The sequence below is a fragment of the Limnospira indica PCC 8005 genome (assembly GCF_000973065.1).
Taxonomy (GTDB): domain Bacteria; phylum Cyanobacteriota; class Cyanobacteriia; order Cyanobacteriales; family Microcoleaceae; genus Limnospira; species Limnospira fusiformis.
In genome coordinates this window covers 2,583,653-2,600,178 of the sequence record NZ_FO818640.1, presented here as the reverse complement: position 1 = coordinate 2,600,178, position 16,526 = coordinate 2,583,653, and the positions used below count along the sequence as shown (strand labels likewise).

General features: G+C 44.3%; 12 protein-coding genes. 7 read left to right on the top strand and 5 right to left on the bottom strand.

Annotated features, from left to right (window positions below):
• The first annotated feature begins 134 nt into the window (after window positions 1-134).
• Window positions 135-1,022 (top strand): prephenate/arogenate dehydrogenase, encoded by an 888-nt coding sequence (locus XZ46_RS11375; RefSeq protein ID WP_008050572.1) that lies wholly within the window; start codon window positions 135-137, stop codon window positions 1,020-1,022.
• 43 nt (window positions 1,023-1,065) lie between these two features.
• On the opposite strand, the gene XZ46_RS37820 is transcribed toward XZ46_RS11375, so the two are convergent.
• Window positions 1,066-1,992 carry a CYTH domain-containing protein gene (locus XZ46_RS37820; RefSeq protein WP_008050571.1) on the bottom strand — a complete coding sequence of 309 codons (927 nt, stop codon included), beginning with the start codon at window positions 1,990-1,992 and terminating at the stop codon, window positions 1,066-1,068.
• Between the two features lie 198 nt (window positions 1,993-2,190).
• Here XZ46_RS37820 and XZ46_RS11360 point away from each other — a divergent pair, with 198 nt between their 5' ends.
• Window positions 2,191-3,150 carry an orange carotenoid-binding protein gene (locus XZ46_RS11360; protein ID WP_006625883.1) on the top strand — a complete coding sequence of 320 codons (960 nt, stop codon included), beginning with the start codon at window positions 2,191-2,193 and terminating at the stop codon, window positions 3,148-3,150.
• A 380-nt stretch (window positions 3,151-3,530) separates the two neighbouring features.
• Window positions 3,531-3,851, top strand: coding sequence for a fluorescence recovery protein (gene frp, locus XZ46_RS11355; RefSeq protein ID WP_006625884.1), 321 nt, complete (start codon window positions 3,531-3,533; stop codon window positions 3,849-3,851).
• Window positions 3,852-3,956: 105 nt separating this feature from the next.
• On the opposite strand, the gene XZ46_RS11350 is transcribed toward frp, so the two are convergent.
• Window positions 3,957-4,931 (bottom strand): carbohydrate kinase family protein, encoded by a 975-nt coding sequence (locus XZ46_RS11350; RefSeq protein ID WP_008050568.1) that lies wholly within the window; start codon window positions 4,929-4,931, stop codon window positions 3,957-3,959.
• A 129-nt stretch (window positions 4,932-5,060) separates the two neighbouring features.
• Between XZ46_RS11350 and pedR the strand changes: the two genes are divergently transcribed.
• The 3 genes from pedR (at window position 5,061) to hisS (ending at window position 7,090) form a co-directional block, all read left to right on the top strand.
• Window positions 5,061-5,378: a photosynthetic electron transport-dependent transcriptional regulator PedR gene (gene pedR, locus XZ46_RS11345; RefSeq protein ID WP_006625886.1), complete on the top strand. Its 318-nt coding sequence runs from the start codon at window positions 5,061-5,063 to the stop codon at window positions 5,376-5,378.
• Window positions 5,379-5,397: 19 nt separating this feature from the next.
• Window positions 5,398-5,709: a hypothetical protein gene (locus XZ46_RS11340; protein ID WP_006625887.1), complete on the top strand. Its 312-nt coding sequence runs from the start codon at window positions 5,398-5,400 to the stop codon at window positions 5,707-5,709.
• 103 nt (window positions 5,710-5,812) lie between these two features.
• Entirely contained in the window at window positions 5,813-7,090 is a 1,278-nt protein-coding gene (gene hisS, locus XZ46_RS11335) for a histidine--tRNA ligase (protein WP_048895408.1), read from the top strand.
• A 196-nt stretch (window positions 7,091-7,286) separates the two neighbouring features.
• On the opposite strand, the gene XZ46_RS11330 is transcribed toward hisS, so the two are convergent.
• The 3 genes from XZ46_RS11330 to XZ46_RS11320 form a co-directional block, all read right to left on the bottom strand.
• The gene (locus XZ46_RS11330; protein WP_006669763.1) at window positions 7,287-8,093 is read right to left on the bottom strand and encodes a TPM domain-containing protein; all 807 of its coding nucleotides are present in this window, start codon (window positions 8,091-8,093) and stop codon (window positions 7,287-7,289) included.
• A gap of 159 nt (window positions 8,094-8,252) precedes the next feature.
• Complete coding sequence (locus XZ46_RS11325) at window positions 8,253-13,442, bottom strand: WD40 domain-containing protein (protein ID WP_008050564.1); 5,190 nt, start codon at window positions 13,440-13,442, stop codon at window positions 8,253-8,255.
• Between the two features lie 559 nt (window positions 13,443-14,001).
• Window positions 14,002-15,354, bottom strand: coding sequence for a P-loop NTPase fold protein (locus XZ46_RS11320; RefSeq protein ID WP_006669766.1), 1,353 nt, complete (start codon window positions 15,352-15,354; stop codon window positions 14,002-14,004).
• A 147-nt stretch (window positions 15,355-15,501) separates the two neighbouring features.
• Between XZ46_RS11320 and XZ46_RS11315 the strand changes: the two genes are divergently transcribed.
• Window positions 15,502-16,344: a cell division protein FtsQ/DivIB gene (locus XZ46_RS11315; RefSeq protein WP_006669767.1), complete on the top strand. Its 843-nt coding sequence runs from the start codon at window positions 15,502-15,504 to the stop codon at window positions 16,342-16,344.
• Window positions 16,345-16,526 lie beyond the last annotated feature (182 nt).

Sequence of the window (16,526 nt, the reverse complement as noted above, 5' to 3'; positions counted from 1 at the left end):
TGGGGTTTTGGGTTGACAATTTGCCAAAAGTTTGCTTGATTGGGAATTAATTTAAAGTTATTTGGTTGTGCATTGGGGCTGCCAGTTTTTCTCACTGGTAAACTCAGGGCAGCGATCGCACTTAATAATATTTAATGAATATTGGTATTGTCGGATTGGGTTTGATTGGCGGTTCCCTAGGCTTGGATTTGCGTTCTTTGTTGGAGGGGGAGGGATTAACTGAACCCCTGGGAGAATCAGTGCTACAGGGGGGGCGGGTGTTGGGGGTTTCTCGCCGCCAGTCTACCTGTGAAAGGGCGATCGCTATGGGGGCGGTTGATGAAGCCTCTTGTAGTTTGTCGTTGATGGCTAGGGCGGATCTTGTGTTTATTTGTACCCCAATAGGGGCGATCGCTTCTACGGTTGAACAACTATTGGAACACCTGAATCCTCACGCCATTTTAACAGATGTAGGTTCGGTAAAAACTCCTATTGTTGATATTATATCTCCCATAAGGCGGAACTTTGTGGGAGGACATCCCATGGCGGGAACAGCTTATAGTGGTATTGATGCGGCACAGTTCAAGTTATTTGTAGGGCGACCCTATGTAATTACTCCCACGGAAACCACCCCCCCAGAAGCGACGGAGGTAGTGGTGGCGATCGCTAATTTACTAGGCGCGAGGGTTTATCAATGTTCCCCCATGGACCATGATCGGGCGGTAGCTTGGATCTCTCATCTCCCGGTCATGGTTAGCGCTAGTCTCATTGCTGCGACGGCTACTGAGGAAAATCAGGATATCCTGGATCTGGCTTATCAACTAGCAAGTTCTGGGTTTCGAGACACCAGCCGGGTGGGTGGTGGGAACCCAGAGTTAGGGGTGATGATGGCTAAGTATAATCGGGAAGCTGTGTTAAAGTCTTTGTCTAATTATCGCGAAAGTTTAGATAAAATTACACTCGCCATTCAACAGGAAGACTGGGAGACTTTAGAACAGTATTTAACGGCAACTCAACAAGGGCGATCGCGGTTTAATTGTTAAGATTCGGGATAATGCCCTAGTTTGATGGTTGGTAGCAAAACGATTATGGTACAATGTCTAAAGCCCGTTTACCGCCCCACTTCTGGATGATTTGATCATCAAAATCGTCGGCTGTTTCTAAGACAGATAAAACTGAGGACTCTAATTCTCCGGGGTCACAGGTTGAACCGACTATGGTATGGCTAAGGTAAATATGATCATGGTCATCGATCGCAAAACCACCAAAGCGCATTTGAGAATTTTTCAATAATAAAAATTGCATCAATTCCGGGGTAATTTCTGCCCCTTGAACTACGAGCGATCGCGTTTCAATGACAGCATCTTCGTGCCAGGGGTAAATTCGCACTTCCACCCACGCGGAACCCAGAAATAAACCAAAGCCAGGATCGTCTAATTTTTCCCAAGGATACTGAGTGAACATCTCCTCCATCCAGATAGCGACCTGTTCATAACATTCTCGTTGAACTTGGGTCTGAAATTCCATGATTGTTGTCCTCACTTGATATGCCCACTGAGTATAGGGAAACTTGGTTAAATTAGCGTTATAATATCGGTAATCGTGACTAACTTCTTCCCCGATCCACTCTGGTAACTCCACAGCCTGCTCCGGGCTGTTTAATTCCACTTCGGCTAAAATTAACCCCTGATTATCCCCGAAAAATTCGTCAACTTCCCAGATCAGATCACCGATGGGAATTTTATAGCGTTTCTTTTCAATGAGAGGGCCAACGCATAAACTAGATAACATCTGTTCGGCATCCTCAATGGGAATCAGATATTCAAACTCGGCGCGCTGATAGCCCTCAGAAGCGCCCTTAATGGTCAAATAGCCCTGATTTCCGGCGATGCGGACTCGGACGGTTTTTTCTGGGGTGGTGGTGATATAGCCCTGACGGTAAACCACTCCCACAGAAAGCGATCGCCACTGGTCCCCGCGCACTAAAAATTTACGTTCGATCTCAACTGCCATATTTTAGTCAATTTGCCCAATTTACCAAGCTGTGCGCCTATTGTATCGCGCTATCCGGGTCAAGAGTGAAAAGTTAAGCCCTCCCCTGACTAATCGGTGGTATAAAAAAAATTCTGCATTCTGAGATACCTAAACTTGTAAATTTTTGTTAAGTATGGTAAAGTTGCTTTAACAGAAATTGAAGTAGAGGTACACATAATGCCATTCACCATTGACTCGGCTCGTAGCATTTTTCCAGAAACCCTAGCGGCTGACGTAGTTCCGGCGACGATCGCTCGGTTCAAGCAGCTTAGTGCCGAAGATCAACTGGCTCTCATTTGGTTTGCGTATCTGGAAATGGGTAAAACCATCACCATTGCGGCTCCCGGGGCGGCGAATATGCAGTTTGCTGAAAAAACCCTAGAGGAAATTCGGCAGATGACTCCCCTACAGCAAACCCAAGCTATGTGTGACCTGGCGAACCGGACAGATACTCCCATTTGTCGTACCTATGCTAGTTGGTCTCCTAATATCAAGCTGGGTTTCTGGTATGAACTAGGGCGTTTCATGGATCAAGGACTTGTTGCGCCCATTCCCGAAGGCTACAAACTCTCAGCTAACGCCAACGCTATCCTAGTGACGATTCAAGGTATTGATCCAGGTCAACAAATCACGGTGCTGCGTAATTGTGTTGTTGATATGGGGTTCGATACCAGCAAATTAGGCAGCTATCAACGGGTAGCAGAACCTGTTGTACCTCCTCAAGAGATGTCCCAACGGACTAAAGTTCAAATCGAAGGTGTGACCAATTCCACAGTCCTGCAATACATGGACAACTTGAATGCTAACGATTTTGATAACTTAATTAGTCTGTTTGCAGAAGATGGAGCGTTACAACCTCCTTTCCAAAAACCAATTGTTGGTCGCGATAATGTGCTGCGGTTTTTCCGGGAAGAATGCCAGAACTTGAAGTTAATCCCAGAACGAGGTGTTTCTGAACCGACGGAAGATGGCTATACTCAGATTAAGGTTACTGGTAAAGTGCAAACTCCCTGGTTTGGTGGTAATGTGGGGATGAATATTGCTTGGCGCTTCTTGCTGAACCCAGAAAATAAGGTTTTCTTTGTGGCGATCGATTTGTTAGCATCTCCCAAAGAGTTGTTGAACTTGGTGCGCTAGAATGGAGTTCACCTAGAAATTATATAGGCGAGCGTTTTCTCAACAAAAGCGCTCCCTTTTCTGCTGGGGATAAAGTCGATTCCCCATCGATTGAATGTGGCGATGATTGTAGTGTTACGGGCAGTAAAAAGTTACTTGAGGTTAATAGGAGAAAGAAGACCGTGTTTAATATAGCATTATGAAATGATTTGTGAACTACCAGCGGTTCAGATCAAATTACAACCACAGGAGATAAAGTTCATAATGATTTATCGAAGATTTCTGATGGCTATATGATGATTGATAGCACCTATTTATTGCCTAGATATATTCATACGGTACTCGCGCACTAAATATCGAGCAAATATCGGCTGTGGTAATGCTCAATTAGGTAATGATAAGTGAGTGAAATTAATTGGTCTGAACAGGATAAAAACGCGGCTGTAGATGCCTTACACAAGGCTTATGAGCGGGAGGTTAAGATTCTGATTGATGAGGTTAAACAAAAAGCGTTTAATCTGACAGAAATTGACGAGGTGTGGAAATTGCATGATTTTTTGAGTGCCAGAAGACACGATATTGATGGTAAGTATGACTATCGAGATGCTGCCAGTGTGTTTGTGTTAGCCACATTAGTTAAACAGGGATGGTTAAGCCTGGAAGAATTACAGGTTTTGGGTCAAGATAAATTAGCGAAAATCTCGGCTTTGACTAGGCTCTAATTCTCGCACCTATTGAATAAGGGCGGGTTGAGTAGTTGGACTGTTGAGAATCAAAACTGATTACTGAACCCGCCCCCAGTAATAAGACTTATCAATTTTCGGTGGCTATGGCTGCTGTTTTAGAAATTCCTCAACTTGGGCGGCGGTGGGTTGGGCAGCGATCGCTCCTAATTCAGTAGTAACCAAGGCTCCCACTGCACTAGCATAGGTAACGATCGCCCTAGCGGTTTCGGGGTTATGGAGGCTAGGGATACCCAACTGCAAAACTTGGTGAATAAAGCCAGCCACAAAGCCATCACCTGCGCCAGTGGTATCTTGAACTGGGACAGAAAATCCGGGAAAATAACCCTCATGATCTCCGAGACAGTAAGAACAGCCGCGATCGCCTTTAGTAACTAACACCCCTTCCACGGAGTTTAGGCGATAGTTAATGGTACCAGGATCAGTGGTATCAAATAGCCAGATACTTTCAGACTCTGATAATTTGACAAAATCAACCTGTTTAAGCAAATCCATAATTAGGGGTTTGGCTGCTTCCGGGTCTGGCCAAAAATTCGGTCGCCAGTTAATATCTACTAAAATCTTGAGATTATAGCGATCGGCTAACCTCAAAGCATGAGTAATAGCATGGCGGGTTTGCTGATAGGCGAGTTCCAATGTACCCAACACCAAGAAGTCAGCATTTACAAACAAAGACTCTGGTATAGCTTCGGCTTGCAAATAGGCATCAGCGAAATCGATAGTATTGAGATTCCCAAATCCGGCAAACTCTCGCTCACCAGTGCCTGAACGCAACACATAAACCCGTCGGGTGGGTGCTGATGGGTGTCTTTGAATGCCTGTAGTATCAACCCCGACCAATTGAAGAAACCCCAGGAGGCGATCGCCGCCTTCATCAGAACCCACCGCCCCAATAAACCCGGCAGAGGTTCCCAATTTCACCAAAGCACAAGCGACATTAGCCGGAGCCCCTCCCGGGTGAGCCGTCCAAGACTTAACTTCTCCCCAGGACTGGTTAGGCTCGTCTGCCAAGCAATCAAATAAAATTTCACCGAGGCAAATAACGCGAGAATGATTCATCTTGACTGTCAAAAATAGAGTTCACAGAATCTGCGCTGGGGCAGAAGCATCTGAGGTTAGAAGACGCAAATGGATTGTACAGTTTAAAATGGTGATAAGTAAGTAAATATGCAGAGATAGGATACCTCTATGTCCGACAGTAAATTCAAATCCCCTGTCTCCCTCTCGGAAAGAGAACTACAGGTTGTGGAACTGGTGGCGATCGGTTTGACTAACCAGGAAATCGCCGAAAAGCTGGAAATCAGCAAACGTACAGTAGATAACCACATAAGTAACATCCTGACTAAAACCTCGACAGGTAATCGGGTGGAGTTGGTCCGCTGGTCTTTGCAATGGGGTAAAGTTTGCATTGATAATATCAATTGCTGCACCCTACCAGAACCAGAATCATCAGCAGAATTAACTGATAGTGTTGATGAAACTGTATCCTCTCCTATAGTTGAGTAAATATAGATCACTGATCATCATGGCAAGTTGTGACTCAAAAATCTGTTATCACCTTTGCTGTCCGCGATTACCTTTAGCGGTTTATCGGGAAGTGGCTGCTCACCTGCGACAGGTGGAGGGTGTACAGACGGGTTTAGTGCCTATGTCTAAAGATACCGACGGCGGGGAATTGCCGAAATTTGACCCCATTGAGAGTCAAATCGCAGCCCTATCAATTGAATATTCGGAATCATCTGACGGGGACATTAACTCGCAAGTTGAACGGATTTTAGCTTATTATGGCGATCGCTATGGTTCTTGGCAATCTTTAGACACCATCAACATAAATTGATCACCAGGAAATTGATCAGTACAGAAGGCTCACAACTTCCCTGAGTATGGGGATCATGCTCCTAGCGGTGAGTCATATTTTGGCACGGATTTATATATTAGAGATGGAATCAATTCAAAGTTTACGAGGAACCCGTGATATCCTCCCAGAGGAAGTCGGTTATTGGCAGTGGGTAGCTTCTGTGGCTGAGGAGACTTTGGCGCGAGGTAATTATCAAGAAATCAGAACACCGATTTTTGAGCCAACTGCCTTGTTTGAAAGGGGTATCGGTGAGGCTACGGATGTGGTGGGAAAGGAGATGTACACTTTCTGCGATCGCGGCGATCGCTCTATTACCCTGCGTCCTGAAGGTACAGCCGGGGTAGTCCGAGCTTATATTGAGCGAAAACTATTCGCTAACCCTGGTGTACAACGACTATGGTATATGGGGCCGATGTTTCGCTACGAACGTCCTCAAGCGGGACGACAACGACAATTTCATCAACTTGGGGTGGAGGTTCTCGGTAGTGATGACCCCCGCGCTGATGTGGAAGTGATCGCGGTGGCGGTGGATATCCTCAAGAGTTTGGGAGTCACCAATCTGCATTTGAATCTTAATTCAGTAGGCGATCGCACCGATCGCCAAAATTATCGTCAAGCCTTGGTGGATTATCTGACACCCTTTCAGGACGAACTTGATCAAGACTCTCGCGATCGCCTTACCCGTAACCCCATGCGGATTTTGGATAGTAAGGATGAACGCACCCAGGAAATTACCCGCGACGCTCCCAGTATTTTGGACTATCTGGGAGAGCGATCGCAATCTCACTTTGAACGAGTCCAGTATTTGATTAAGGAATTGGGGATTTCTTACACCCTCAATCCTCGACTGGTTCGCGGTTTGGACTATTACACCCATACTGCTTTTGAGATTATTTCTGATGACCTTGGCGCTCAGGCTACCGTTTGCGGCGGTGGTCGCTATGATGGTTTGGTCCAGGAACTTGGCGGCCCGGAAGTCCCGGCAGTGGGTTGGGCGATCGGTTTGGAACGTTTAATTATTCTGCTTCAGCAATTGCACCAACCTCCACAAGTTACCCCAGAATTATATTTGGTGTCTCGCGGAGAAAAAGCGGAGGCTAATGGTCTGATTTTGGCTCAGAAACTGCGTCAAGCGGGGTTGAGGGTTGAATTAGACCTGAGTGGTAGTGCTTTTGGTAAACAGTTTAAACGAGCCGATCGCAGTGGTGCTGTGGCTTGTTTGGTGTTGGGAGATGCTGAAGCGATCGCCGGAACTGTGAACCTCAAATGGTTGAAAAGTGGCGAGCAAACTGTCTTCAATCAAGTTGATCTAATTGCCAAGGCTGACCAAATTAAACAACAGTTAATTGCCAACAATTAATTATTAGTTAATTGGCTGTTTTTGTTGAGTAAAAACAAGGGGGGTAATTGTGGAAATGACTGCTGGGAGTGATTAAACTGCCATAATTCTTTTTAATTAAAAAGGCGGTTTTTGTAGATATGGGCGGGTTAGAAAATCACGGTTAATTGACAATAAACTGCTGAACCCGCCCTAATTTATAGGAATCGTCAAAGGTTTAAGTTTCCGAGGTGGAAGAGTGGTTAAAGGCGGGAGTTAGATAAGCCGCCAAAACAGCGATTAAGAAAGCCGAGACGTTGCGGATTACCGGAACCCAGTCGGAGGTGCGACTAATTACCGGACCCAGACCGAAGGCTATAAATAAAATGCCCCACAGGGGAGAAAAGATTAAGGCCCATTGCCAAGCCACAATTTGTCCGGGTTTACGGGGAATAGCCGCAATACCACAAATCACCCCACCCAAGGCGGAGGTGATTAAGGTGAGAATCCATTGTTCTCTGGGAAGACCGGGAACTACTCGACAACCACCATCTTTGAGTAAACAGGTTTCAATGGTTTGGATAGATTGCAATATTGATTGATCTTCACCATTATCGCGGACAAAGTATTGATTACCGTAGCGGGTCTGAAGTTCCACCCAAAAGGTTCGGGTCAGCAGGTCGTATAGATCCCGACCGACACTAAAGTTAAGAATATTACCGCCGCGTTGATCAGCTACCAATAGGACACTGTGTTCATCAAGTCCCCAATATTGCTTAACGGCGCGACCGGGAGTGCGATCGAACTGAGTTAGGACCCTGAGTTTCCAGCCAGTTTGGGATTCAAACTGTTTCAGGTCTTCGGCTAAAAGGTCTTCTTGAACGTCTGTCAGCAGTTCAGCTAAATCTATGATCGGGGTTTGGACTTCGGGTAAAAGTTCAGGGTTGTTGTAAGCGCCTGCTACAGGTGCGATCGCCCAGGTGGAAAGCACGACACAGAATACAGCAATGAATCGGAAGAGTTTGTGCGACCAGATTTGTTGCATAGATATTTTATACCAAATAATCAAATGTGAACGACGGCAGATGTTGCTTAACCCACAGATAATGCCAACTCATATTCGTTACAATTGTTAACCTTATCATAAAATCGGAGAAATGCAGCCAGTGTCTATGACGATTCCTGATCAGGGTAAGGAGGCTTGTTAACTCCTCTGGTAGGTGTTCTCGCACAATTGGCGATCGCTATCCCTAACATTAGGATTATGGTCAAGATAGTTGCGAACCCACTCACAAGCCTTGTCTACGAGACTATCGAGATCCAAATTCCACAGAATCACGCTGTGGTCGCGACTAGCGGAGGCTAATGTTCGGCCATCTGGACTGAAAGTCAGAGACATAACACTATCACCATGTCCCATCAAAGTTTTTAGCAAAGTTCCGTCCTTAGCGCTCCAAATGCGAACATGACTATCATAACTAGCGGAAGCCACTAAAGACCCATCAGGACTAAAGACTACACGAGTGACACTATCGCTAGTCCCTTTTAATAGGGTATTGAGCAAAACTCCCTCCTGAGTCCACAATTTAACTGTATTGTCGTATCCAGCAGAGGCTATAACTTTACCATCGGGACTAAAGTTAACCCCCAAGACATAACTTTCATGAGCCTGGATAGTTTTGAGGCGATCAAGCATAGTATTGGCTGGGTCCCACTTCCACAGAATTAAAGTCCCATCATCACTGGCGGAAATCACTGTCCGACTATCGGGACTAAAACTCACCTGATTAACCCATTCCTGATGTCCTCTGATGGTGCGTAGGAATTGACCATCAGCAGTCCAGAGTTTAATGGTTCCATCCTTGCTTCCGGTGAGGATATACTCACCGTCTGGACTATAAGTCACAGTCATGACGCTATCAGTGTGACCTACTAAGGTGGCGACTGGAGAGGGTACAAACAGAGATTTTGGCATGACCCCAATACCGTTAAACTTGGAAAGCTGCAGTTTACTGGGCCAATTGCGGGACAAGTCGGACTGGGGATTAAGGCGTTTCCAGATTTTGACTGTGTGATCATAGGATGCTGTGGCTAACCATTCTCCGTTAGGACTAAAACTCACGGAAGAAACGCGATCGCTATGACCTGATAGAGTTTGTAGGAGTTTCCCGGAACTACTCCATAATTTCACGGTTGTATCTTGAGACCCAGAAGCTAAGATTTGACCATCAGGACTAAAGCTAACATCGAGAACTCGATCATTATGAGATTTTAAGGTGGCTCTGGGGTTAGTGTGGAGATTCCATAACTTCACGGTTTTGTCATAACTTGATGAAGCTAGGGTGCGATCGTCCGGGGAAAAACGTACCCTTGTTACTTTATCTCCATGACCGCGAAAGGTTTGGAGTAATTCCCCTTCCCAACTCCAGACTTTGACGGTTTTATCAGATCCGGCTGTGGCTAAAGTCCGACCATCCCCAGAAAATGAGACGCAGAAAACAATATCTTCATCTACTTGTAAAGTCCTGATTAATTCCCCTTGGCGAGTCCAGAGTTTAACCGTGCCATCTGTACCGCTGGTGGCTATGAATTGACCATTGGGGGAGAAATTAACTGCATAAATTACTGAGTCCCGATTTTTGGTGTGGGTGATACTCATTAATCTTCTACCCTGTTGGTTGAAAAATTGCACGTCTCCTTGATTGGCTGCGGCGGCTAATATTTCCCCGTCAGGACTAAAGTTAATCCAGGTGAGTGCGGTATGGCGAAAACGAATAGTGCGGATGATTTCTCCCTGTAAATTCCATAGTCTGATGGTGCGATCGCTCCCCGCCGAGGCTATCATTTTACCATCAGGAGAAAAGCGAACAGATTTTACTCTATCTGTATGTCCGATGAATGTTTTTAACAGTTTACCGTCCCGACTCCATAGTTTAACTGTATGGTCATCGGAAGCCGAAACTAACATTTGACCACAGGAGCTAAAATCTAGGCTAGTTACATTATGATGATGTCCGGTTAAAGTGGCGATCGCCTTCCCTTCAGGAGTCCATAATCTGATAGTATTATCTGTACTAGCAGAGGCTAATATATCCCCCGTGGGACTATAAACTACATCCCACACTATATCCGCGTGACCCTCTAGGCGGTTCTGTTCATGAATCCCATAAACTCCTTGTCCTAGGGTGGCTGCTACCCGAATTTCCGCCTCATGGAAACTGTTAGCATTGAGAGATAAGGACTTAATTTTTTTGATTTTTTGAGCCGCTTTTAAACTTTCCAGTAAAGCATCAAAACGATAATTAGAGAAAAATAGTGCCTCGGAAGATGCTGTTAATGAGGTGATATAAGATAGGCGTTTTTGTTGGTAAGCAATTTTGGTTGATACCCCTAATCCGAGAGTGGCAATAATTGACACACAAAGCAGTTGTTTTAAGAGTCGATTCCGGTGTATCAGTTGTTTTTCGCTTTCGCTTTGAGCCGCTTCGGCTTGGGTTTTTGCTTTCAGACTTTGTTGCAGTTTCTTTTCGATTTCTACCTGGCGCTGTGCGGCGAGAATTCTATAGCGTTCTCGGATGGGAAATACGAGATAATCATACATGAGTTGATAGCGGTCTTCTGTTTGCTCATGCTGACGGAGTAGCAAACCTGATTCTAGGATAATATCAATAAAATTATGATGATTATCGCTGGGTTTATTATCCCCAAATTTACCGGGAGTAACCGTAGATGGATCTGGTCTAATCGCCGCGATTAATTGCGATCGCGTTTTCATGGGACGGGCGAGTTTTTCATCCGTAAGCGCAAATAAAATATCCCATGCTGCATTGGCGTTGGGGGGGCCGCAGTCTTGAATAATACCATTAATAAAATGCTCGATTAGTTGGTTTTTGGGATGGTCTCCGAGTCTCTCATATTCGGCTAAGGTCGTGATTCCTCTTAGTCCTTCTTCCTGGAGTTGCGAGCAAACTACCTGTAACTCAATTGGTCTCACTTCGGAGCTTTCATCCGCTAAATCTTTTACTAATTTATCAATTAAAGCCGGTTCTAAATGAAAGTTAGCACGTTTGGTTAAAGCCTGAATAACTCGGTGAGCTTCCGCCTTGGTAAAATCTCGCAAATGGTAGCGAATATGTTTATCTAAAATATTGTTATTTATGGCACCCAAAGGCGATAGGTATTCGGACTCTAGCAAGTAGGGTAAACATTCTTCCCGCAGGGAAATAATTACCTTAACAAAAGGCGCGTTTAGACAGAGATTTAAAAACTCATAAAATGTCTGGCGTTGTGAGCGATCGCGACAGAGAAAAAAGAATTCCTCAAATTGGTCAAAAATCAGAACAGTCAGGAGATTGTGATCGGTATTTTCCTGGATACGACTGTTAATAAATGAATCGGGATGCAAAATATATGAGGTGCGATCGCGATGATTCAAAGAGTCAATATCCATGCTATTATACATAGCATTACTACCTTGGGAAGCCTTGATAATTGTCCGATACCAAAGCCGTTTTAAATTCTTGGCTTTAATATTCAGACTATCTTGATTAATTAAGGCTGTAGCTAAGGCTGCTTCTAGTTCTCGCACCCAGTCTGTATAACTATTAATTACCACGGGTAGAACATTACGAGCCCCTAAACTAATTTCCGCCATAGCTGGGACTAAACCCGCATTAATTAACGAACTTTTACCGACTCCAGAACTACCATGTAGGACAATTAATTTATGATCATCTCGTCCTAACCTGTGAATCAGATTATTAATATCTTGATTACGGCTATTATTAGTCATCTCAAAACCCGGGCTAATAGCCGCTTTTGAGGTATTATTTTGAGAGCAACTAACCGGGTTTAATGCCTGTTTAGATGGCTGCAATTGATGGACTCCAATAAAAGCACGAAATCCGTATTGATGCTCAACTTCTCGTTGTCTTTGTTTAATCCGAAATGCTTTGATATATTGACCTTGTTCGTAGTAGAGATTACGCAATTCCGCCAAAATATCAATATACAATTGCGGATCATAACTGGGGGAGGTTTCTTGGCGGGCTTTTTCTAGTTCCCTAATCGCTGTTTCCCATTCATTTAAATGTTTATGACTGCGAGCCAATAGCAGCAGATAAGTTCCCCGTTCATTTGGGCTTTTTTCCGAGTCAATAATTGCTAGGGCTAGTTTAGTTAGTTCTAAGGCTTTATGCCATTTTTTCTGCTGAAGAGCTACTTCAGCCATAAATCCATAATCTTGGGCTAATTGGCGATCGCAACCGTATGCTAAATGGATTTTTATTCCCGTTTCCGCTAGGTTCTGTAAATCCTCCCATTGGTATAATCCCTTCAGAACATCCCCTAAATAACAGAGAATTCCAGCTACTAAATCTGGTCTTCCCGCCATTTCAAAAGCCTGTCGGGATTGTTCTAAGTGGGTTTTAGCTGAATGCAGCACTTTGACGTTAGTACCTGGGGATTTGGCATGGGGAATGTGTCGCGATCGCATAGCTTTTAGGCGATCGTTTAAGGCAATGTGAAATAAGATAATCCCCCGGATAACTTGATAGGAAATAGGATAGGCAAATTGATAGGGGTCAGCACTGGTTGTGGTCGGAGAGATCCAATTTTCCAGATCCGCTAAACTTTTTTGATAATGAACGCGCGCCTCCTCTCCTAAGTCTTGAGCATCTTTATCTAAGCCAAAAATAAATTGTTTCGTCCCTTGGAGAAAAAGGTTAAGTTCCACTCCCCTGTGTTGTAAATCTTTCCAAGCAAATTCTAATTCCCGGCGACGACTCGAACCAATACTTAGGTCATATTTCGGGGATTTTGACCTGCCATCAAATTTGCGGCTTTGCAGTTCTCCTGACCTAATTCGTAATTCCGCTAAGGAAAACAGCGTGTTACCTTGCAGGGTCAGTGATTTAATCAGGTCTGGGGTCGCCATTTCAAATTTAATCGTAGCTGCACCCCAACTTTTAAAGTCTGGCGCTAGTCGGATTAGTTTTTTGGCTAGGATATCTGTAGTCCACAATACTAAAGGACAGGAAAAATTCTTCCGAAATTCATCCCGGACTTGGTTGGTCGAACTTAGCAGGGTTTCTAAAGCCTCTACTGTGTCTAAACCCATGACCATTAAGACGCTAGGGGTAGGGGTGGCTATGCGATCTAATAATGTGGTGTAGAGGGTGGTAACTTTCGGGGAAAGCGTGATGGTTTGAATGGTCTCTGCTTCTGGTAATTTTTCCCGTAATTGCTTGATCACTTTCGTTTGCAGATAGGAATAGTTACAGCTTACTAAAATTAGAGAAAATTGACCTTTGGAAAAAGAAATAGCGCGGGCTAATCTTTGTAGCGATCGCTGATTTTGGCTCTCGAATTTCTGAGGCGTTAATTGATTAGTCATGGCTGAATTTAACCCGGTGAGTTGAGGGTGGCTATTTAATCAGTATTCGTTAGGTGAGGATTGATAATTTTGGAGTTTCCCCGGCTCCAATTGTGGCTGATTCCCTGAGATTATAGATGCCTATCCAGTCGGTGGCTTAGACATCATTAAATATTCACAATTAATTGAAAATTACCATCCAGTACAGATAGCAATACTCAATCAATTTTTCATTAGTCAAAATACTATAGCGTGATTTCTGTGGTTGATTAACACTGGTGGCTGTGGCCCCCCAATGCTCAACGCTATCACTACAATCTGACTTATAGTATGCTGGCATTCTGACTAAACTACACCCTGACTCCTACTTATTATACATGATAATGATAAATTTAAAAAAAAAATAAAAATTTAACACTTCCCGTAATTTTTGTGCGAGAAAACCCGAAAAACTAGTCGCTATCTTGGCCGAGATTTCCGGTAAAATTGGCAGCAAAAAATAACCGATATGTCTGACCATAATATCGGCTGGTAGATGGTCTTAATTAGGACTTATTGGCAGATATTGAGCAGATACTAATTAATTCATGGCTGCTGGTGGATGAGTGGGAGATTTATTAAGTTGCCAATTTTGATATTTGGGTGTATCTATCAAAGCTGGGTTAATGCCAAACCAACGACCAGAGCGATCGCGATATTCAAAGACAAACATACTCCGCAAGAGGGTTTGACATTCATCTTCCCCGCGCACGCTTTGATTTTCGACTACTTGCAAAAGTAAATCCCACTCGTCATCGGTAATAGCTCCTAATAGGTCATCGCGATATTCCCGAATTACCGTCTCTAAACAATCAGCCGAAAAAGGTGGATCATCCTGTTGTAGACAACTGTACATTAACATTAGTAATCGTCTCATGTGACCACCACTAACCCGACAGAGGCGATCGAGAACTTGGGGGGTATCAAACAATTCGGGAATATAAGAAATCCGTTCTTCGGGTGGTAAAGTCGGGAAAGCACGCGCTAAAACCATCTGTTGCAATAAAGCCAGACCTTGGGGGTTCTCGGAACCATCTCGATTGCATACCGGAACCATCGGCAAGACTTTTGGTTTCACCCCAAATCGACTGGAAAGCCGACCATAATCATTAGAAAACATTAAAGTTAAAGGAATTGTATAGACCACATGACAATGTAGCCGTCTGAGTTGCTCACCCCGATCAACAAATAAATATTCTGGCTGAGTACGTCCCCAGGATTTGGGGGAATTATCTACCCGATCTAAATTATCAACAATCACTACTAACCCGTTTTTGCCTCTCTTTTTGAGAGTCTCGTTAGAAGGTTTAAGTAGTTCCTCATTAATCGCCTCTAAAATAGTGCTAACCCTCGGTTCAAGGTATTGTCGCAGTTGAGATCTCAGTTTAGGGGAATCTTTGGTGCGAGCGGTAATTCTGGCAATACCAATGGAAATTTCCGCCTCACCAGATAATTCAATGGGGGTTTGCAAAAAATCACCAATCTCCGTAAACAGGCGGCCGAAGTATCCGGGTTTTAACTGCACTGCGGCAGTTTGAATGCTTTCGCTCACTTGACGAGCGATCGCCAGTACAATATCACTGATGTCAACATCAGCCATATCCAGATCTTGGGATGACTCAAAGTAAACTACATGGTATCCTTGTTGGTCCAGACTATCTTTGAGTCTAAACAGTTCTGTGGATTTTCCGCAGCCAATGTGTCCAGAAAATAACTGACAGGTGGGTTCATCACTGGAAAGCAATGTGATAGTGCGGCTTAACTCGCGAACAATATTGCTGCCGCGAACCGACGAAAAATCGATATAATACTGCTGATCTTCCAGATTCGCCATATCAATGGTTTTGCTGGGATTGCAGGCTTTGTAAAATTGGTTCAGGTTAAGTCCAACCATAATTGACTCACTTATGTTACGATGCCTCCTTTTGAGTGTAGGATGATGCTGATACGCCAGGGATGTGGTTTCTCCCCCCACTAGGGGAATAGCAGTCAAGGGGGATAGTCTTTTAGATAAGGGAATTAGAAGGGACAAAAATTAGGAATGGCCAATATTGTGTTTACTTCTCGCAATCGATTAGGGACTCGCCGACGACAACTTCGCCGTCAGCGACGTTTAAAATTGGTTCGGGTGATTTGGCAGGTTCTGGCGGTCGGAGGTATTTCTGGGGGGGTATTTTGGGGAATTAGTCAGCCGATTTGGTTAATTAAAGAAGCTGAACAGGTCGAGATTAAGGGTAATCAGTTACTTTCTCAGCACAATATTCGCTCACACCTGCCTTTGTCCTATCCTCAATCAGTATGGCAAATTCAACCTTCCGCTATTCAACAAGCCTTGATCGATAATGCTCCCATATCGGAAGCGATCGTGATTAGGCAGGTATTTCCTCCCCGCCTTACTATAGAAGTGACTGAACGAGAACCTGTGGCGATCGCTCAACCTCCCATAGGAACTACTACCCCAGGAACTGAGGCGATCGTTGGCTGGTTGGATGCTGAAGGTAGTTGGATGCCATTATCAAGTTATACTGAGCTAGAACAAACGGGTCAACTGCCAAATCTGAGAGTGATCGGTAACTTTGAGATGTATCGACCCCATTGGCAGCAGATGTATAGTGATCTGAGTCGCTCCCCGGTTGACATCCATGAAATTGACTGGCAAAATCCAGCTAATATTATTTTAATGACTGAGATCGGCGAGGTGCATATTGGCTCATACAGTACACACTTTTGGGAACAGTTGCAGGTTATCGATCGCATGAGAAAATTGCCGGAACAAGTTGATGTGAGTCAAGTGGACTATATTGATCTCAGAAATCCCAACTCTCCCTTGGTGTTAATGATCTCAGATCAGTCATCACTATCAGAAGCCTCCTTCTCTAAGTGAACCCTTGACTACATCCCTGTATAGTTTAAATCATTATTAAACTAACCAGGACCGGGGAGAGATTCCTAGGGTCAGTATTCAGAGCCGGGAACAGCTTAACTGGAACCAAAAGGAAAGACTTGACCATCTAGGTGTCACTAACTATCTAAGTCCTACTGTCCTGATAACTGCTATATTAGCGT